Below are 20269 nucleotides of genomic sequence, written 5' to 3'. Positions count from 1 at the left end.
TCCTGAAAAATTATTCTACCAAATCTACAAGGAATTCCTCGATTTATATTTTATGCTCTGATGGCCATCTTTAGTTTTTACCCCGAACCATAGGAACAAAACGTACCTTAACCAGGTCGGTTTTGGTGACTCCATCCGCTGTTTTAGTTAATTTTTTCAAAGTTTGTACCTGATTTATTGCCCCCACCGGTAAAACCATTGTGCCCCCGGATTTCAATTGTTCGATTAATTTTTGAGGAATCTGTTCAGGTGCGGCGGTAAGTATGATACCATCAAAAGGCGCTTCTTCCGGCCAACCTTTGTATCCGTCACCCGTCCGAACTTTTACTTTTGAGAAACCCGCCAATTCCAGATTTTTAGTAGCTTGCTCTGCCAGTTCGGGAATTAACTCGATGGAATAAACCTCCATATCCATCTCGGCGAGTACGGCTGCCTGGTAGCCCGAACCTGTGCCAATTTCAAGAACCCTCGAACCGGCATCGAGATTTAACGTTTGACTCATCAATGCGACCATATAGGGTTGTGAAATGGTTTGACCATGTCCTATAGGTAGTGGTCCGTCGACGTACGCCATTGTCCTTTGGTCGGTTGATACAAATAAATGTCGAGGGACGACATCCATGGCTTTGAGTACGGCCGGGGACGATATTCCTCTTTTTATGAGTTGTTCATCAATCATAGTTTTACGCTCAGTTTGAAAATCCTGGCCACATACACTCACCCATAGAAGAGAAAATATAAGTAAAAGAAGTTGCTTATAAAAAACCATGTACTTCATGAAGCGACGTGCCTTTATTCATAATTTTAAACCGACCATGATCAAATATGTTTTGTCACTCTCTTCCGCTGGAGTTAATTTGACAAATGCATGCGATGGATGCCCGCATGATTATTGAATATCTCAACGGAATAGTATATTAGCCCCGTGGCACTTGCAGAATATCATTTACGAAAATCTAAAATAATATCCGGACTGGACGAAGCAGGTCGTGGATGTCTGGCGGGACCGGTTGTAGCAGCAGCTGTGATACTCCCGGAAGGTTTTAATGATCCAGTTCTTAATGATTCTAAAAAGCTTACGGAAAAACAAAGAAATCTTCTTCGACATCATATTGAGAACAGAGCCCTTTGTTATGCGGTGGCGTTTGTATTTCCCAATCGCATCGATGAGATCAATATTCTACGAGCATCCATAGAGGCTATGCATGTAGCACTGGATAGTCTGTCTGTACGGCCGGAGTATTTGCTCGTGGACGGGAACACCTTTTATGCTTATAAAGACACACCCCACGAATGCGTGATCAAGGGAGATGGTCAATTTCTTTCCATAGCAGCGGCATCCATTTTGGCAAAGACCTATCGCGACGAGTATATGAAAGAACAACACTATAATTTTCCAACATATGGGTGGGTGCGTAATAAAGGGTATCCGACCCGTGAGCACCGGAAGGGAATCGCTGTCCACGGTCCATGTGGATTACATCGGAAAAGTTTCCGATTGACGCCGGAGCAAAAATTGTTTTAATAGCACTGGTGCGTGTCACTTGGAGGAAAGCCTTGTGTGAAGGGAGTGCCCCGCACCTGAATCCCGTTCATTAAGAATTAAGAATTAAAAACTCAAAATTAAAAATTTGCGCTGACCAACACCCAAAGACCAATAGTGAAACGCCACAAAGCACTGGCATCTCATACCACCTAAATTTTAAAACCTTATCCCCCATTTCTAATTCCTTTCACCTAACACCTAACAGCCTTATTCATACAAAATCCCCTTCGCCCCATTTATCATCCATTTCCTTGCGAAGACGTTCATAGGACTTGAGGTCCATGGGGTCTTCTATTTCATCTTCTTCAGATTCCAAATGCGGATCAGAACTATGCTCTTCTTCAAGTCGCAATTCTTTTAGTTTTTGCTGATAGCGCGTTTCTTCCCAGGAGTTAATCCGGTTAAAAACAAAAGCAGAAAGTCCGTGAAATATTAATCCTATCATCCAGGAGCCAAACAATATTAGACCTACAATAAGAAACTCCTCTGCGCTGATAATGTATGCCAAGGCCAAGTAGAAAATAAGAAATACCAGGTATATAATGCTGTGCTTTAGAAATTTCGCTTGATTTCGAACTTTCTTGCGTACTTTTATTTTTAGCATCTCCTGAGGACTGATTTGCTTTTTCTTCCAAAAAGGCACAATTTTATATTTTAGTGTTATATATAATCCATGATGTGATCAAGGCCCAATTAATGGATTTTGATACCTCAACATTTCCTGAGAAACCCGGGAACGTAAATCAATATACCATTAATGATTTTTAGAAGAGCTTCCTGAACACATTTTTTAGCAAATCCTAATAAAAATTGCATTTTGAAAACGCTCGATCAACTTCGAATAGCAACTGTGCAACCAGATCTTTACTGGGAAGACCGGCCCTCCAACCGGAGTCATCTTCAGAACTTGATCAATAAGAGTATGCCAAATCCGGTTGATCTGATCATCCTCCCAGAGATGTTTACCACCGGGTTTACGATGAATGCCGAAACCAATGCTGAACCTGCAAAGGGTGAAACCTTGCTTTGGATGCGTAGCCTGGCCTCGGAACTCGATGCTGCATTGTGTGGTAGTATCATCGTTCGTGAAAAAGACCGGTACTACAATCGATTGTATTTTGTGTGGCCCAGTGGTGACTTTGAAACCTATGACAAACGGCATACCTTCTCCTATGTGGGCGAAGATCAATTCTTCGAAAGCGGTGTAGACCGGCTCATTGTCCAATACAGAGGTTGGAAACTATGTCCGTTGATCTGCTATGATCTCCGGTTCCCGGTATGGTCGCGGAATACGGAAGCGTTTGATGCATTGATTTATGTAGCGAACTGGCCGGCAAGCCGGACTCGGGCCTGGGATACGCTCCTGCCGGCGCGCGCGATAGAGAATCTTTGTTACACCATCGGAGCCAACCGGGTCGGCAGAGATGATAATGACATCCTGTATCTCGGTCGTAGTGTGATTTTGGATCCTTTGGGAGAATGTATAGCTCAACTCGAGGATGGAGCGGAAGGACTCGTTACCGGGACATTGGAGAAAAAGGAACTGGGGAAAATCAGGAATAAGTTTCGGTTTTTGGATGACCGGGATGCGTTTGTGTTGAAGAGCTAATATTGTGCAGATGACTACTGCTCCGTTTCAAAAGTTTTTAATTTTTTTTTTACTCATCCCCCGCCAAACTTTGGCCGCCTCTTTTCCCGGAACGCCGCTACGCCTTCCTTGAAGTCTTTTGTTTTTCCAGCCTGCGTCTGTAAATTTCTTTCCAGCATAAGTTGTTCTTCCAGGGTGTTTTGAAAGCTGGCGTTGACTGCTTGCTTGATCCGGGCCAGCGCTTGGGTTGGCATGTGGCTCATTTTCGTGGCCATGACATGTAAAGCATCGTCAAAACCATCTGGTGGATAGACTGCATAGATCCATCCCCATTCGTGTGCTTGTCGAGCTGTTACTTTATCGCCGGTCATCATCAGATTCATGGCCCGGTGATATCCGGTCATCCGCGGAAGAAACCAGGTGCTTCCACCATCCGGAATCAGACCGATGTGAACAAATGCCATGGTCAGGTAGGCGTCCTCACTAGCAATGATCATATCGCAAGCTAGTGCCAAAGATGCGCCGGCACCCGCAGCCACCCCATTCAACCCACAGACGATGGGTTTGGAGAGTGATCTCATAGTTTGGATTAGTGGCTCATACCGGGATTTTAATGTTCCTTCAAAATCAATTTCATCCACTCGGTCAAATTCATTCAAATCCTGTCCGGCGCAAAAGGCTTTGCCCGTTGCGGTGAGGACAATACAGCGTATATCTGGATTTTGACCTGCTTTGTGCAGGGATTCCATCAGTTGGCTCATGAGTTCACCAGTCAGACTGTGAAGCGATTCCGGCCGGTTCAACGTGAGCGTGGCCACGGCTTGTTCTTCATGATATCGGATAAGAGACATAATTGGATTGGTTTATTCTGGCATAAAATAGCGTATAATTTTTACCTAAATACCTTCTAATCTGAATTAATCCACGGAATTATCTCAGAAGAGGGACAAGTGTTTAGCGATGGAGAGTCCGGATAGGATGGAGCACAAGCTCTATTTTTAGATATGGGTGGGATCTGATGCGCCCACATTCCGGGTAAATTACTGGTCGTAATCCAGATGAATCTTATCACTTCGGGGCAGCGACTGACAGGTTAACCGATACCCTTCTTCGACCTCCTCATCCTCCAGCGCAAAATTCGCCATCATTTCTACCTCACCTTCCAGCAACTTGGCCCGACAACTGCAACACACGCCTCCCAGACAAGAGAAAGGGGCAGGATAACCGGCATCCAGGACGTATTCGATGATCGGCTGGTCATCATATGGGACTTGAAGAACATGATCTTCCCCATCCAGGGTGATGGTTACCTCAGCCATATCTTCATCGGGAGAATGTTCTTTGGGCTCCTTGTTTTTTAAGATGTTACCCGCGGCACTTTCAAATAACTCAAAATGAATGTGCTCTTTTTTTACGCCCTGCTCCAAAAACAGATCCTTGAGATCAAAGATCATCTTTTCAGGACCACAAAGTAAAAACTCATCAGTTTCTTCCGTTTTCAAAATCAATTTCTGAGCCAGAACATTGCACTTTGACACATCCAACCGACCACAGTACATCTGGTCTTTCATGGGTTCTTCTGTGAAGAAGTAATGGATCTTAAACCTTTCATGTGCATTTTTCAATTCCTGCAACTCCTCGTAAAAGATAATCGAAGAATAGGTTTTATTGCCATAAAAGAGGGTTATGGAACTTTTAGGTTCTATGTGCAGAATCTCTTTTATCAGGGAAATGACCGGTGTGATTCCACTTCCGGCCGCAAAAAAGACATATTTTTTAGAGTTTTTACTTGAAAGGTCCAGGGTGAAGTTGCCTTCCGGCCCCATCACTTCGATCGTATCTCCGGATTTGAAATGACTGTTAGCGTGATTGCTAAACTGTCCGTGTTCTGCCTTTTTAATCGCTACTTTATACGAATCTTCATGCGGTGCACTGCACAGTGAGTAGGGTCGTTGAACCGATTCCCCGTCAATTTCTGTACGGAGTGTCAGATATTGTCCCGCTAAAAATGTAAGATTGCTTTTTACTTCCTTAGGAATGTCAAATTCAACTGAAATACAGTCATTTGTCTCCTTCTTAACGGATGAAATTTTGACAGGAATAAATTCATGGTGCATATTCCTGCGTTCCTTTTTTTTACGTCTGGAAAAAAGAAATGCCATAAATGTTATAATTTGGGGCAAAAATACGGGTTTTATTTGACTATATTTAGCTCTTCTTCAAAAACAAATTATGCAATACACTCGACTTACGCTTTGGATCCTGTTTGCGACAGCCCTTTCCATTTGGGCTTGTGATTCTTCTTCGGATAAACCCATTGGGAAAGCAAATATATATGAACATTCAGAAGCCATTTACCAGCAAGCTTGTGCTTCTTGTCATGGCGTAGAAGTCGCAGCATTCTCCGACCGGACATGGGAATATGGAGCGGAAAAAGATTCTATTATCCAGGTCATAGCCCATGGACTTCCAGAAGAAGACATGCCCGGCTACGATTCTGTGTATTCAGCAGGTGCCATCGATTCTTTAGCAACTTATATTCTGACGATCCGTGAAAAGATCGAAGCATACCAGTTTGCAGATGCGAGCGATAGTTCCGATGTCTTTTCTGCAGAGGCATACGATCTGAAGCTGGACACGGTGATGACCGATATGAAGAGCCCCTGGGGAATGGCTTTTCTTCCCGGAGGAGATTTATTGGTGACAGACAAGGCAGGAAAACTTTATCGGGTAGACAAAATGAGAAATCAGACTGAAATCAAAGGTGTACCAGAAGTACACTATGCCGGTCAGGGTGGACTGTTTGAGGTGCTTTTGCATCCGGAATTTGAAACGAATAATTGGCTTTATCTCTCTTATGCGTCATCACAAGAGGAAGACGGCGAAACTTTGGCAGCCACCATGATCACCAGGGCGAAGCTGGATGGAGACCAACTCAAGGATGCTGAAGTCATTTTTGAGGCCACTCCCTATCTGGCAACCGGTCATCATTACGGCGGACGGATGGAATTTGCTGCAGACGGCACACTGTATGTTTCGGTCGGTGATCGGGGAAAAAGAGATGATAATCCACAAGCTATGGACCGGTATCCTGGAAAGATCCACCGAATCAATGCGGATGGTTCTATCCCTGAAGATAACCCGTTTGCAGATCAACAGGGTGTAGTCCCATCGATCTATTCATATGGACACAGAAATCCGCAGGGAATGGCGATACATCCTGAGACAGGAGCCGTATGGACCCATGAGCACGGTCCTCGTGGTGGAGACGAGATCAATATCGTACGCCCCAGGCTGAATTATGGTTGGCCCGTCGTATCCTATGGGATTAATTACAGTGGCACCACATTTACAGATAAAGTAAAAAAAGCCGGGATGGAAGACCCTTTGCATTATTGGGTTCCGTCCATCGCTCCGAGCGGGATGACTTTTATCACCGGAGACCGCTACCCCGACTGGGAAGGTGATTTATTGGTAGGCAGCTTGAAGTATCGTTATTTGGAACGTATAGTATTGGATGGAGAGGACGTGATCGAAACGGAACCACTTTTAAAGAAAATAGGGCGAGTACGTAGTGTTGCCATGGGACCGGATGGTTATATCTATGTCGGGGTCGAAGGAAATCCGGGTTTTGTGGTCAGGCTTGTGCCTGAGAAGTAGGTCGTGGACGTACACTGCAAACCAGTTATAAGTGATTTATAAGTGATTTGAATTGAAGCAGAAATTTATACAGCGCAGGCAGTTTTTGGTTTTAGCTGGGATCGTATTGTTTGTGTGTTTTGTGTCTTTAGTGGAATTGGATCCGGAACGTCCCGTTTTGACGTACACGGCTGGTGTAGCTATTCTAATGGCTTTTTGGTGGGTTACGGAGGCCATACCGATTGGGGTCACCTCTTTACTACCTGTATTTTTATTCCCTTTGTTTGGAGTGATGGATAGTGGTGAAGCGGCGGGCGCCTATGTCAATTACGTTATCTTTTTGTACATCGGTGGTTTTATCATGGCACTGGCCATGGAAAAGTGGGATTTACATCGGAGAATCGCTTTATTTATTCTTTTGAAGGTGGGGCAAAGACCGATACATATTTTATTTGGATTCATGTTTGCCGGATATTTTTTGTCGATGTGGATGAGCAACACTGCCACTGCTATGCTGATGGTGCCGATCAGCCTGTCGATTATGAAAAATCTCGAAGACTTTTACCCGAATAAGATCATCCGGCGATTTAGCATTGCGGTATTTTTAGGTTTGGCTTATGCATGCTCCATCGGAGGTACAGCGACTTTGATCGGGACCCCGCCCAATCTGTCGTTCGCCCGGATATATGCTATATCTTTTCCCGAGGCCCCGGAAATCAGTTTTTCTTCCTGGTTTATTTTTGCATTGCCTTTGAGTCTGATTATTCTGGGGGTGGCGTTGATCGTTCTTTACCTGATGTATGTTCCTAAAAAGAACATGGATCGTATTTCTAAAACATTGTTGCAGGAAAAATACACGGCACTGGGTTCGATGTCCCGGGAAGAAAAGTGGGTCGGTGGGCTGTTTACTCTGATGGCTTTGCTGTGGGTGTTCCGGACCCCGATTGTGATTGGTGGTTTTTCGGTGCCAGGCTGGTCGCAGTTGTTTGACAACCCGGGGTATTTCAATGATGGTTCAGTTGCCATTGCTATGGCAGTGCTTCTATTTTTGATTCCTTCCCGGGAAAATTCAGGCCTGATGGATTGGAAGACAGCGGTCAAATTACCGTGGGATATTGTATTGTTGTTTGGGGGAGGATTTGCACTGGCGCTGGCCGTGAAGGAAACCGGATTGGGTTTGTGGCTCGGTCAGCAGGTAATGGAGAACAGCAACTGGAGCCCGGTAGAACTGATGGCAGTTCTTACAGCGGGAATGTCATTCCTGACGGAGTTTACCTCCAATACCGCTACGACAGAAATGGTTCTGCCCATCGTAGCGGGTATCTCTGAAACATCGGGAATTCCACCGCTATTGCTTATGATTCCTATTACATTGGCTGCTTCGCTGGCTTTCATGCTGCCGATAGCCACGCCACCCAATGCAATTATTTTTGGCAGCAGTCCTTTGCGTATCATCGATATGGCCAAGGCAGGCATTGTCATCGATGTTATCGCCGTGATTCTGGTAATTATTGGAATGTATCTATGGGGAATACCGGTGTTTGGAATCTCTGTGTAGGGGTTTGCAAGCTTTGAGGAAGCGTAGCGACCGTGGGATTGCAAAGCCCGGGTTTTATGGTTCCGGGATGATTTAGCTTCACAATCCCAGCGCACCGTCCTCCCAACCCGGCTTATGAATCTAAATCTAAGGCAACCACTTTTTTTCAAAATCCGGTTTCCGTTTTTCCAAAAAAGCATCCCTTCCTTCCTTTGCTTCATCGGTCATATAGGCCAGGCGCGTTGCTTCACCGGCAAAAACCTGTTGTCCGACCATCCCATCATCGGTCAGGTTCATGGCAAATTTGAGCATTTTTATACTTGTCGGAGATTTCGCCAGAATTTCCTGTGCCCATGCATAAGCAGTATCCTCCAGGTCATCGTGAGGCACGACGGCGTTCACCATACCCATATCAAAAGCCTCCTGAGCCGAATAATTCCTGCCTAGAAAGAAAATCTCCCGCGCTTTCTTCTGCCCCACCATTTTGGCCAGATAGGCGCTTCCATATCCGCCGTCGAAACTGGTGACATCGGCATCGGTTTGTTTGAATATAGCGTGTTCCTTACTCGCCAGGGTCATATCACAGACCACATGAAGACTGTGGCCTCCGCCCACGGCCCACCCGGGCACCACAGCGATCACTGCTTTGGGCATAAAACGGATGAGTCGCTGCACCTCCAGGATGTTCAACCGGTGGTAACCATCTTCCCCCACATATCCCTGCTGCCCTCTTGCGCGTTGATCCCCGCCGCTGCAAAAGCTGTAAACCCCATCTTTCGGGGACGGTCCTTCAGCCGATAGCAAAACCACCCCGATGGAAGTGTCTTCCTGCGCGTCGTGAAAGGCGTCAAGTAATTCGGAGGTTGTTTTGGGGCGGAACGCATTGCGTACTTCCGGACGATTAAATGCGATCCGCGCGACACCATCGCATTTTTTATAGGTAATGTCGGTGTATTCTTTGGCGGTAATCCATTTGGGTGTGTTCATAGGTGTTCTTTTTTATGATGGGGTAAAGATAGGGATTTAGCAAATTATCAAAAAGTAGATGTAGTAGTATATTATACCATACCTATAGTCTTATTTCTACCAAACATTAACAAAATCAAGGGTTTAACACAGCGTTGTTCAACATAAAAGGTGCATTTGCCGTTACACTTTTATGTTATGGCACTTTTTATCCCGGCGGTCGTAATAATAGCCAACAAATAAACCATCTTGACCATGAATTCCAATCCTTTCTATTTATTCCATGAAATTTTAATTGCATTTTCTTTTGTCTTATTTGGGTGCAGTCCGGCAGGGTCTCAGACGAATATCGAACTCACACCCTGGGGTGAATCGCACAATCAACCTATCGATATGGCACCTTGGGTGAATGACGACTTTATTCTGATCGAAAAGGCGGGAAAGGTCAAGACCATTGATGAAGAAGGGAATCAACTAAATATGATTCTCGATATTAAAGACCACATTGCCAATGCTGGTGGTGAACGAGGACTGCTTGGCATAGCATTGCATCCGGCTTATCCGGATACTCCTTATATTTATCTGAACCACACCGATGAAAACAACAGCACGGCGGTGGTCCGGTATGAGTTTTTCCCTGAGTCTGATGAGATTGACCCAAAGACTCGAAAAGTTCTTCTCACGGTAGATCAACCTTATGGGAACCACAACGGGGGGTGCATCCGTTTTGGGCCGGATGGTTATCTGTATATCGGAATGGGGGATGGCGGATCAGCTGGTGACCCGGAGAACCGTGCACAAAACCTCACTTCCCTGTTGGGTAAAATGCTGCGGATCGATGTGGACAAGGGCAATCCTTATGCCATTCCGGAAAATAATCCATTCAAAAATGTCGATAATGCCCAACCGGAAATTTGGTCCTGGGGTTGGCGAAATCCCTGGAGGTTTAGTTTTGACCGTGAAAACGGTGATATGTGGGTGGGTGATGTCGGACAAAATGCGGTCGAAGAAATCAGTTATGAAGCCGCTGATGCAGAAGGTGGGTTGAACTATGGATGGCGATGCTATGAAGGTGATCAGCGATACAATACCGATGACGATTGTGACGGTTCTTATGTAGATCCAGTTATTACGCGAAAGCATACGACAGGGGATCGGTCCATTACCGGCGGCTACCGGTATCGAGGTCCGGTGGATGGGATGGAGAACCGGTACTTTTTTGCCGATTACGTGTCCGGGAATGTATATATGGCCGTATTGAAGGATTCTGAAAGTGCAGTGGTGAAGTCTCTGGAGACCATTGATAAGAAAAACAGTATTGCTTCTTTTGCTCAAGATAAGGAAGGTAATCTTTTTGCTATTTCACTCAGTGGCCAGATCTATAAAATTTTTTTGAACTGTGAAATCAGCACACCGGAATTCACCCAACAATCAACCGATGGGGATTCAATAGCGCTCCAGGCGGACTCCACCTATGAAAAATACATCTGGCATTATCATGCTGACTCGGACGATAAAGCGCTTTTTAAGGCCATTGATACCACAGAAAGTCCGATTTTTTTCAGCCATCAGAATGGGAACTACTATGTTACCGTGGTCGACCAAGATGGTTGTCAGGCCGGTTCTGAGATTCTGAGTGTTATGCTGACGGCTACTGAAGCGGTAGATTTTTACAATATAAAAGTATATCCCAATCCCGCTTCGGATCATCTGACTATAGAAACAGAGGAGTCTCTGACCAACGCTATCATTGAGATCCGAAACAGTACAGGTCAGTTAATCCGGAAGATGAAATCTTCTCTACCTGGTTCTGTATCTCTTCGCAATATCCCCACCGGTATGTATTTTCTGAAGTTTTTAGTGGGCCAGAAAACCTATGTGACGAAGATCTTGAAGAACTGATCATTAATTGTTTAATAACGTTAAAAGCCAATTTGGCGGAATATTTATCACTCCGGGCTAATCCCCAACTCGTTGGGGACGGAGCAAAACATTGCTCTAAGTATTATCTGGAGTGGACTCAATGATTAATTTCAGTGGTTGATATACTTTCCATGGATTATTTGGCGCCCTTTTTCTGCTGATCCTACGCGCTTTTATGTCTGAAAAACCTATTTATTCCTGGTTGTCCCGCACATCCAACAGCCAACGACAAAGTTTACCTACCGTTGTGCAGCAGCTAGGCGTACCAATGACCAACGACCCATTAATAACTAACCATTCATAATTGCTAAAACCCATACCCTACGCCAATATTATACACTGGCTGGAAGCCAGAACCGAAGTTGTCATTCAGGCTGAGGTGATAGGCTTGACCGTAAAAAAGATCAATGGCAAACTTTTTATTGAAGACGTATTGAAAGCCACCGGTACCCCCAAACTGGAAACTGCTTCGGCGGTTCCCGACTTGGTTGATGCCGCCGCCTCCAGGATTGAGTCCACCGCCATACAGCGATGTAAATCCCAGGACGGGTCGAAGAAAGAAACCTATCGGTGTCTGGAAAATCTCATGCAACGGATAGTAGCGGTAGCCTGCGCGAATGTCCACATTGGCGTGAATCTGGTTGCTGAACGGAGAGTTGTTGAAACCAAGCCGGAGTGCCGCATCGATGCTGGATTTATCATTGAGATTGATTTCCATATAGACTTCGGGATCGCTGTATTTTATAAAGGTATAGAGGTTGACCTTAAAGAGTGCCTTCTGGGTCATGCCAGCCGTGGCGAAAATCAATATAAGAGCAAAGGTCAGTGGAATGTGATTCATGTTATCAATAGCTTTAGTAGTAGATTGTTATTAAAGTGGGTTTACTTTAAAATAGACCTTGAAATTACAATTTTTTGTATTTCGGAGGTGCCCTCATAGATCTGGGTGATTTTGGCATCGCGCATCATACGCTCGACATGGTATTCCCGGACATACCCATATCCACCGTGAATCTGCACAGCTTCCGTGGTGATTTTCATGGCTGCTTCAGCAGCATAGAGTTTGGCCATGGACCCGCTAACTGTATAAGACCTTCCGGCATCTTTATCCATCGCTGCATGATAAACCAGAAGTCTTGATGCCTCTAGTTCTGTAGCCATATCAGCTAGTTTAAAGGATACATCCTGGTGCTTGTAAATTGGAACCCCAAAGGCTTCCCTTTCCTGTGCATACTTCAGAGCCCGTTCATAGGCACCCGATGCGATTCCCAGGGCTTGTGCAGCGATCCCGATGCGCCCGCCTTCCAGTGTTTTCATTGCAAAGGCGAACCCGAAACCATCTTCGCCTATCCTGTTTTCTTTGGGAACGACAACCTGGTCGAGCATGACAGAGCAGGTGTCACTGGCGCGAATTCCCATTTTGTCTTCTTTTTCTCCCGTCGTCAACCCGTCGGTGTCTGCTTCTACTATAAAAACATTAATGCCATGGGAGCCTTTTTCCGGGTGGGTCTGAGCCATAATCAAATATATGTCTGCATTCTTTCCGTTGGTGATCCAGTTTTTGGTCCCAGACAAAAGGTAGTGATCCTCCTTCTCCTCGGCAATAGTGTGTTGATGACTGGCATCAGATCCGGCTTCCGGTTCGGAAAGGCAAAATGCTCCTAGCTTTTTTCCGGAAGCCAGGGGCCGGAGGAATTTTTCTTTTTGTTCGTCCGTGCCATATTTCTGAAGTCCCCAACAAACAAGCGAGTTGTTTACGGACATGGCCACGGCACAGGAAGCATCTACTTTAGATATTTCTTCCATAGCAATTACATAGGACAAGGTATCCATACCACCGCCTCCATAAGCGGGGTCGACCGTCATACCCATGAAGCCCATGTCGTGCATTTTGTTAATTTCTGTTTTGGGATAGCGGGCGTGTTTGTCTCGTTCTATGACCCCGGGGAGCAACTCTTTTTCAGCAAATTCCCGGGCTACTTTTCGGATCATCCTTTGTTCTTCAGAAAAATCTATCATGATTTTTTAATTCAAGTTACTGAAATTTTTGATCTTTGCGTAGGTTTATAGAACGTTCAAATAATATAATCGCTGTATTAGCTTGCCATAAATCTTCGAATTGACCTACGGGTAATCATTAACTGTTAACCGCTCTTCATGAATAGTAAGTTATATTTTTGTGCATTGTTATGTGGACTTTTATTTTTGCCTTCACTAAATGGTCAATCTGATACCATCGTGCGTATACCGGATGTGACTATCGGGGATCAGCGAATTCAACTCCCATTCTCCCAGTCCAATCGGACCATACATTTTTTAACCCGTCAGGATATAGACCGGCTTCCCGTGCAAAGTCTGAATGAAGTGCTTTCCTATTTGCCGGGTGTTGATGTTCGCAACCGGGGAATCAAGGGCAGCCAGGCGGATCTTAGTTTGCGCGGATCGACCTTTGAACAAGTTCTGGTTATGATCAATGGTGTTAAGATCAATGACCCACAAACCGGGCATCATTCACTAAATATACCTGTACCCCTGGAATCCATCGAACGAATCGAGGTGCTTAAAGGACCGGGATCTCGGCGGTATGGTCAGAATGCCCTTGCTGGGGCGATTAATATTATTACCCGGGTTCCGAAGACCCCCCAGTCTACTTTTCGATTGGAAGGAGGATCCTACGGAACAGTACAGGGTAGCGCGGCAACGACGGTGGGTTCGGGTGATTTTCGGCAGCTCTTCAATGCATCTCATATGCGAAGCGATGGGTACCGGCACAACACCGACTTTAAAACCACAGAGCTGTTTTATCAGAATGAATGGAAATCGGATCTTGGAAAATGGTCGGTACTTGCCGGCCACGCAGATCGCAAATTTGGCGCAAATGGATTTTATGCCAGCCCCGCTCATGTAGATCAATATGAAGAAATACAAACCAGTACAGCGAACATCCAATACGCAAAAGTTGGTAATAAGTGGCACGTCAAACCTTCCGTCTACTGGCGGAGAAATCAGGACAAGTATCTTTTGGTCCGCGGCAAACCGGAAGAATACCTGAACTTGCACGTCACCAATACGCTGGGCATGGAAGTACAATCGGGGTATCAAACCGATTTTGGTCTGACAGGACTGGGTGTAGAAGTTCGATCCCTGGGGATAGAAAGTAACAACCTGGGGGATCATCATCGGCAGGAAGCAGCCCTGTTTCTCGAGCACAGATGGGAGTCTCGCAAACTTTCCATCACACCGGGGTTCAGTGTGAATTACTTTTCAGAATTTGGAACCTTCTTTTATCCGGGAATGGATGTGGGGTATGCAGTCAATAACCGCTGGAATATTTACGCGAATGTGGGGCAGACTTATCGTGTGCCGACCTACACGGATCTCTATTATGTCGGTCCGACTAACATAGGGAATGAACAACTGGAACCGGAAGAGGCTATGACGTATGAAATCGGAGCCAAATATTTTGGTGATCGTTGGTATCTGAACCTGGCTTGGTATATGCGAGATAGTCGAAATCTAATTGACTGGGTAAAAGAAGATGTGAATGATCCGTGGAAACCACGAAACTTTTATCATGCGCAGGTCAACGGGTTGGAATGGGATAGTCATTATCGCTTTGGAGCAAATCCGCTTCAATTTTCACATTTGAAGTTGTTTTATACCTATGTCCAGGCAGACTTGATCAACACCGACCAGGCTGCATTTTCTCGGTATGCGCTCGATAATCTGAAGCATCAAGCCATGATCCAGCTCGAAGGCCATATTAGTGATAAAATAAACTACAGTCTAAGCGGACGATACCTCGACCGGGTAAATCTGGCCAATTACTTTTTGATGGATGCATCGGTAAGCTATCGATGGAAAAAAGGAAAAGTATGGCTTCAGTTCAATAATTTGCTGAATGAAAAGTACACCGAAACCAATGGAGTCCCTATGCCGGGTCGTTGGTTCAACGGAGGCGCAAGCATGAAGCTGGTGCATTGATCACGCCGGGCACGCCATTCTTATCCAATGCCTTGATAATGCCGCATAAGATCCCGGGGGGAATCAAGCTTTATTTTATATACTTATCTGCCCAACGGATGTATTGTGCCCAATCATACCGGGTGACATCGTGCCGGCCCGACCGGATATGATAAGAAACACTCTCCGTCATGCGAGGTTGATTTATGGCAGGAGACTTTATGGTCGATGGTGTTTGCATATTGTATAATTTATAGGCCGGTGCAGCGTAGTATCCGGACAAGTATTCACCACGTGGATCAGCCCATTCATCATCTTTGGCACTGGCGATGTACACGGGGCGGGGTGCCATCAGGCTGATCAGCATATGTTGGTCAAATGGAAGTTCCTCTTCATTGTTATTAAAGCGGGTAAAGTAATCATTGAACCAATGGGGGAAGGCGTTATTTATAATTTTGACGGTCTCCCCTACTTTTCTTTTGGAAAGTGCGGCGCCCCCACATCCCGAATTATTGGAAATGATTCCAGCAAACCGCTGATCCTGGGCCCCAGCCCACAAGGATGTTTTTCCCAGCCGGGAATGCCCGAAAACAATCACTTTGTCATGGTCGACTTTTGCATCGGTTTCGAGGTAATCCAGGGCGCGGGAAAGGCTCCATGCCCAGATTCCGATACTTCCCCATTCTTTTTCGGTGGGTTTGGTTTGTCCTTTTTTATAGAATAAGGGGTGCAAACCATTTTGAAATTCATCATCATAATCGGGGTCGATGTCCCCGTAATATATCACACCCAGTCCATAACCATGGGATAAGATGTATTCCACAGGCCAGCGGGAAGACCGGACCCCTCTTGATCGGTCGTCCACTTTTTGGTCAGAAATTAAGAAAAGTGGATTGTCTCTTGCCCAGCTTTGATGTAATGAAATCGATGCTGAAGGATGAATGGTGTGGTTCCCGTAAAAGTTCATGCCGAGGAACACCGGGACGGGTCCTTCTACGTGAGCAGGTAAAAATAAAAGCAGACGCGCTGTGTGTTTTCCCTGATCGTTGGAGAAAATAAGGTCGATTTCCTTCAGGTCAGCCACTCCATCCAACACCTTCTCCTTGTTTTTAACCAATTTAAAGTCAACTTCAACCTGATGTACAGGGTTCGTGCCATACATTTGTTCTCGAAATACATTCAGAATCTCTGGTCTTCGCACAGATTCCCAGGCCGATGCATCATTGATGGACTTTCCGTGGAATGTCGTTAACAACTCGGGTAGTTGAAAGTCAGGGACTTTATTTTCATCGTAGTTTACCTCTTGGCTGTAGAGCGAAACTGATATCAATGACATCCATATATAAATTGCAATTTTTCGCATAGGTTGACTTTGTTTGGTGGAAAAGTACAAAATATTTTGAGGATTAACAATCGCAAAACAAAGTAGCTGATATTGGGTTGATATCATTGCTGCTTTGATTAAGGGAATATCGAAGATTATCTTAACTTTGCGGCCCTATTATTTATTCATTTTAAAAACGAAGTCAAGTTATGAGCGGACAAAAAATCACCATTAATAATAGAGTATTGAATGTGCCAGATAATCCGGTTATTCCGTTTATCGAAGGAGACGGGATCGGTCCTGACATTTGGGCCGCCTCTGAAAAGGTATTTGATGCTGCTGTTGAAAAAGCATACGGAGGCCAGCGAAAGATCGAATGGAAAGAAGTATTAGCAGGTCAGAAAGCCTACGATGAGACGGGAGAATGGTTGCCCCAAGCTACTTTGGATGCCATCGAAGAATACCTGGTAGCTATCAAAGGTCCGCTGACGACGCCGGTTGGTGGTGGAATACGATCGCTCAATGTTGCTTTGCGACAAAAGCTTGATTTATACGCTTGCGTACGACCCGTCCGTTGGTTTCAGGGAGTACCTTCTCCGGTGAAGACACCGGGTGATGTGGATATGACCATTTTCCGCGAGAATACAGAAGATATTTATGCCGGAATCGAATACCTGTCAGGAACACCAGAAGCAAAAAAAGTAATTGATTTCTTAGTCAATGAAATGGGTGCAACCCAAATACGATTTCCTGAAACCTCTTCAATTGGTGTAAAGCCTGTTTCTGTCGAAGGAACCCAACGACTGGTTCGATCCGCCATCGAGTATGCGCTGGATAAAGGATCTTCCTCGTTGACGCTGGTTCACAAAGGAAATATTATGAAATTTACAGAGGGTAAATTTAAAGAGTGGGGGTACGACGTTGCTAAAAACGATTATAATTCTGAAGATTACGAAGGCGGTCCATGGCAGATTATCAACAAGGACGGTCAATCGCTGATCATAAAGGATGCGATCGCTGATGCCTTCTTGCAACAGATTATTTTACGACCGAAAGAATATGACATCATTGCTACGCTGAACCTCAACGGCGATTACATTTCTGATGCACTGGCAGCGCAAGTGGGTGGTATCGGTATTGCACCTGGAGCTAATATCAATTATGAGACCGGAAAGTCTATATTTGAAGCTACACACGGTACAGCACCTAAATATGCTGGTCAGGATAAAGTAAACCCAAGTTCCGTGATATTGTCGGGAGAAATGATGTTCCGTTATATGAAGTGGGATGAAGCGGCTGATTTGATTATAAAGGGCATTGAGGGTGCTATCTCAGCAAAGCGTGTCACTTATGACTTTGAGCGTCAGATGGAAGGAGCTACCTTGTTGAAGTGCTCTGAATTTGGCGATGAGATTATCAAAAACATGGACTAAAATGTTGAGTTGTTGAGTTGTTGAGGTGTTGAGATTGTTGAGTTGTTGAGAAGGTTTAGGTAACTGTGAAAATGCCTTATTGAGCAGCTTTACAGAGAAATACAGAGGGGAATTTGCGGCAAGTGTTCGTAAATTCCCCTTTTGTAATGAATGAGGTGTCCCTTCCACATGATCAATTTTATAAAACTGTTTCCCGATGTGGGAAGAACAGGTGAGTTTATGGGATGGTAGAAATTACTTAACACCCCTGACGGGGCAGGCTCGGTACTGCCTGCGTTGGTGTTTAATTTTTTTGAACAGACAAGTACTTTTTTCGGTTCATTCGCTTGCGATTTCGAAGATCTTGGTCTTTGTGTACCATGTTCTTATTTGACTGGGATTGTTTTTTCCTCCGTACTGTATATAAACTCCTGCTGAAAAAGATCTGCCAACCGGGGAAAAGCAGATGCAAACCGTTTCTTGTCAGCAAAAAAAAGGGTTACAGCCAGGGCTTTTGTGTGGATGTTTTCCTGACTGAGACCGAGATACTCCTCCAACTTGTCGATCGTGTATCCTCCATGAGAACACAGCTTGCGCAAGCTCGGGAAATCGACAGAGTCGAATAGTCCGTTCATTCTGACGCGCGCACTTTCATAGAGTACAATATTTAAGAACCGGGTCGGGTCTTCGTTTCCCTTCATCATATGTGGGACCGAAAATAACATGGCCCCATCTTCCTCGAAAAATTCTGTAATGTGCAGCATTTTTGGAAACTGAGGGGATGGGAAAGGGTGACCATAAAATACATACACGGGAATAGAAGGGAATGGAACAGCAGTGCGCTTGCTATTGATGTCAAAATAAGCTGCATAGGCACCACACAGTAGAACGGCCGGATGGTAAACCCGTTCTTTCGGGTCCTGACTGATTATTTCTTTGTCCAGCCGGAAAAAATTAACTTTTTGAAAGAATTGTGATTTTTGGTCAACTGGAATGTACTTCAGCAAGGGAAAATTTTCGTTGAGGTATTGAATTTCTTTTTCACTGAGCAGTCGTCCGGTTTTTTTGTGAATCCAAAGGTTGATTTCTTTTTTAAAGATAAGAATACTCCCGCCGGCCATCACTCCAAAAAATAAAAGTATCAGCCCCAATGTGGATGCCCAGTATGCGTAAACTCCAAACCCAAGAACGGCAATAAGAACCATAAGTGCTAATAAGAGAATGGAAGGATTTTTCATCAGAAACTTTTTAGTGAATAATTTTTTTGTTGAACTGAAAAAAGAGATTACCTTTGCGTTTCGGATGAATAAAAATAGATAAAGATCTATATTGTTTTTCCATCCATGTAAGAACTCGATTTCTTCCTTTAAACCAAAGTAAAGAAAGAAATATTGTTAATAATAAATTTTGTCTTTTCAAAAGACAAGGAGGTACCTTAGCTCAGTTGGTAGAGCACAGGACTGAAAATCCTGGTGTCCCTGGTTCGATTCCTGGAGGTACCACATCAAGAGAGCTGTGAAGTCAACTTCACAGCTCTTTTTTTATTTACGTTAATGCAAAACCCTTTCTTAAGTTGCTCGAATGGTCTCCCTTCTTGAAATGTTTCCTTTTGATATGGATTAACAATAGAATTTGATCGTATAAGAACCAGTCATCAAACTGTTTTAATATTCGGAAAGTGTGATATAAATATCGTTGCCATACATTTATATATTAAAATTTTGCTATTTTTATCAGATGATCAACCGCGGCATCATATCAACTCCGGTAGGAATTGTAAAAATGGAAAGCAATAACCATGGTCTCCGCTTTTTACATATACTCACCGATGAGGCTGCTAAGGAATCAGAGCTGGGTTACGATCCTTTACTCACCCCGATCGTAGAACAACTGGACCAGTATTTTCAAGGCGAATTGGAAAACTTCCGGTTCCCTTTGGATTTCCGGGGTCATTCAGAATTTTTTATCAAAGTCTGGCGGGTTTTATGTGTGATCCCTTATGGTAAAACAAGAACTTACAGTGAAATCGCCCAGTTTTTGGATAATCCCAAGTCGGCCAGAGCAGTGGGCAATGCAAGTTCTCATAACCCCTTGGCCATCGTAGTTCCTTGTCATCGGGTCATTGGCAAAAATGGACGACTGACCGGATATGCATATGGGAAAAACATAAAACGTCAACTCCTACAGCATGAAAATCCGGGGCATTATGCATTTCAAGGTGATCTGTTCCAAGAAAGTCAGGTCTGAATCGAAAAATTTTGCACTTGATTATGAAGAATAGCTTGCTGAAATTTCTTTCTTTTAGTCTGATTTGAATGCGGGTTATAACGCTTTGTTTTGAAGTGGTTAGGAAGTTTACATCGAATTACGT

The 20269-nt window shown here is 44.6% G+C and carries 17 protein-coding genes and 1 tRNA gene; 9 read left to right on the top strand and 9 right to left on the bottom strand.

The window, feature by feature from the left end; genetic code table 11:
• Positions 1 to 70 precede the first annotated feature (70 nt).
• Complete coding sequence (locus KUV50_RS08250; protein ID WP_261395067.1) at positions 71 to 769, bottom strand: protein-L-isoaspartate(D-aspartate) O-methyltransferase; 699 nt, start codon at positions 767 to 769, stop codon at positions 71 to 73.
• Positions 770 to 925: 156 nt separating this feature from the next.
• Here KUV50_RS08250 and KUV50_RS08245 point away from each other — a divergent pair, with 156 nt between their 5' ends.
• Positions 926 to 1525 (top strand): ribonuclease HII, encoded by a 600-nt coding sequence (locus KUV50_RS08245; RefSeq protein WP_222579647.1) that lies wholly within the window; start codon positions 926 to 928, stop codon positions 1523 to 1525.
• Positions 1526 to 1757: 232 nt separating this feature from the next.
• Here KUV50_RS08245 and KUV50_RS08240 read toward each other — a convergent pair whose 3' ends face one another.
• A complete protein-coding gene (locus tag KUV50_RS08240; protein ID WP_222579646.1) occupies positions 1758 to 2189 on the bottom strand; it encodes a 2TM domain-containing protein in 432 nt (143 codons plus the stop codon).
• Positions 2190 to 2363: 174 nt separating this feature from the next.
• On the opposite strand from KUV50_RS08240, the gene KUV50_RS08235 reads away from it, so the two are divergent.
• Entirely contained in the window at positions 2364 to 3155 is a 792-nt protein-coding gene (locus KUV50_RS08235) for an amidohydrolase (RefSeq protein ID WP_222579645.1), read from the top strand.
• A 53-nt stretch (positions 3156 to 3208) separates the two neighbouring features.
• Here the strand turns inward: KUV50_RS08235 and KUV50_RS08230 are convergent, their stop codons facing one another.
• Both KUV50_RS08230 and KUV50_RS08225 read right to left on the bottom strand, forming a co-directional pair.
• Entirely contained in the window at positions 3209 to 3985 is a 777-nt protein-coding gene (locus KUV50_RS08230) for an enoyl-CoA hydratase-related protein (protein WP_222579644.1), read from the bottom strand.
• Positions 3986 to 4174: 189 nt separating this feature from the next.
• Complete coding sequence (locus KUV50_RS08225; RefSeq protein WP_222579643.1) at positions 4175 to 5296, bottom strand: FAD-binding oxidoreductase; 1122 nt, start codon at positions 5294 to 5296, stop codon at positions 4175 to 4177.
• 70 nt (positions 5297 to 5366) lie between these two features.
• On the opposite strand from KUV50_RS08225, the gene KUV50_RS08220 reads away from it, so the two are divergent.
• Positions 5367 to 6794: a PQQ-dependent sugar dehydrogenase gene (locus KUV50_RS08220; protein WP_222579642.1), complete on the top strand. Its 1428-nt coding sequence runs from the start codon at positions 5367 to 5369 to the stop codon at positions 6792 to 6794.
• Positions 6795 to 6846: 52 nt separating this feature from the next.
• Positions 6847 to 8331, top strand: a complete 1485-nt coding sequence (locus KUV50_RS08215) for an SLC13 family permease (RefSeq protein WP_222579641.1) — start codon at positions 6847 to 6849, stop codon at positions 8329 to 8331.
• A 126-nt stretch (positions 8332 to 8457) separates the two neighbouring features.
• Here KUV50_RS08215 and KUV50_RS08210 read toward each other — a convergent pair whose 3' ends face one another.
• Positions 8458 to 9297 (bottom strand): 1,4-dihydroxy-2-naphthoyl-CoA synthase, encoded by an 840-nt coding sequence (locus KUV50_RS08210; protein WP_222579640.1) that lies wholly within the window; start codon positions 9295 to 9297, stop codon positions 8458 to 8460.
• A 234-nt stretch (positions 9298 to 9531) separates the two neighbouring features.
• On the opposite strand from KUV50_RS08210, the gene KUV50_RS08205 reads away from it, so the two are divergent.
• Positions 9532 to 11178 (top strand): PQQ-dependent sugar dehydrogenase, encoded by a 1647-nt coding sequence (locus KUV50_RS08205; RefSeq protein WP_222579639.1) that lies wholly within the window; start codon positions 9532 to 9534, stop codon positions 11176 to 11178.
• A 328-nt stretch (positions 11179 to 11506) separates the two neighbouring features.
• Here the strand turns inward: KUV50_RS08205 and KUV50_RS08200 are convergent, their stop codons facing one another.
• Together KUV50_RS08200 and KUV50_RS08195 are read right to left on the bottom strand one after the other, a co-directional pair.
• Positions 11507 to 12040 (bottom strand): DUF3575 domain-containing protein, encoded by a 534-nt coding sequence (locus tag KUV50_RS08200; protein WP_222579638.1) that lies wholly within the window; start codon positions 12038 to 12040, stop codon positions 11507 to 11509.
• 41 nt (positions 12041 to 12081) lie between these two features.
• Positions 12082 to 13218: an acyl-CoA dehydrogenase gene (locus tag KUV50_RS08195; protein ID WP_222579637.1), complete on the bottom strand. Its 1137-nt coding sequence runs from the start codon at positions 13216 to 13218 to the stop codon at positions 12082 to 12084.
• 138 nt (positions 13219 to 13356) lie between these two features.
• On the opposite strand from KUV50_RS08195, the gene KUV50_RS08190 reads away from it, so the two are divergent.
• On the top strand, positions 13357 to 15183 hold the full coding sequence (locus tag KUV50_RS08190; protein WP_222579636.1) for a TonB-dependent receptor: 1827 nt from the start codon (positions 13357 to 13359) through the stop codon (positions 15181 to 15183).
• Positions 15184 to 15253: 70 nt separating this feature from the next.
• On the opposite strand, the gene KUV50_RS08185 is transcribed toward KUV50_RS08190, so the two are convergent.
• Entirely contained in the window at positions 15254 to 16525 is a 1272-nt protein-coding gene (locus tag KUV50_RS08185; RefSeq protein WP_222579635.1) for an alpha/beta hydrolase family protein, read from the bottom strand.
• Between the two features lie 170 nt (positions 16526 to 16695).
• Here KUV50_RS08185 and icd point away from each other — a divergent pair, with 170 nt between their 5' ends.
• A complete protein-coding gene (gene icd, locus KUV50_RS08180; RefSeq protein ID WP_222579634.1) occupies positions 16696 to 17919 on the top strand; it encodes an NADP-dependent isocitrate dehydrogenase in 1224 nt (407 codons plus the stop codon).
• 365 nt (positions 17920 to 18284) lie between these two features.
• Here the strand turns inward: icd and KUV50_RS08175 are convergent, their stop codons facing one another.
• A complete protein-coding gene (locus KUV50_RS08175; RefSeq protein WP_222579633.1) occupies positions 18285 to 19136 on the bottom strand; it encodes a hypothetical protein in 852 nt (283 codons plus the stop codon).
• Positions 19137 to 19327: 191 nt separating this feature from the next.
• Here KUV50_RS08175 and KUV50_RS08170 point away from each other — a divergent pair.
• Positions 19328 to 19400: transfer RNA gene (locus KUV50_RS08170), tRNA-Phe, on the top strand.
• 235 nt (positions 19401 to 19635) lie between these two features.
• The gene (locus KUV50_RS08165; protein WP_410000031.1) at positions 19636 to 20145 is read left to right on the top strand and encodes a methylated-DNA--[protein]-cysteine S-methyltransferase; all 510 of its coding nucleotides are present in this window, start codon (positions 19636 to 19638) and stop codon (positions 20143 to 20145) included.
• The last annotated feature ends 124 nt before the right edge of the window (positions 20146 to 20269 follow it).

Origin of the sequence: Membranihabitans marinus (assembly GCF_019802045.1) — a bacterium.
GTDB classification, from domain to species: domain Bacteria; phylum Bacteroidota; class Bacteroidia; order Chitinophagales; family Saprospiraceae; genus Membranihabitans; species Membranihabitans marinus_A.
Note: the sequence above shows the minus strand (reverse complement) of the source record. Positions and strands in the feature narration are given on the sequence as shown.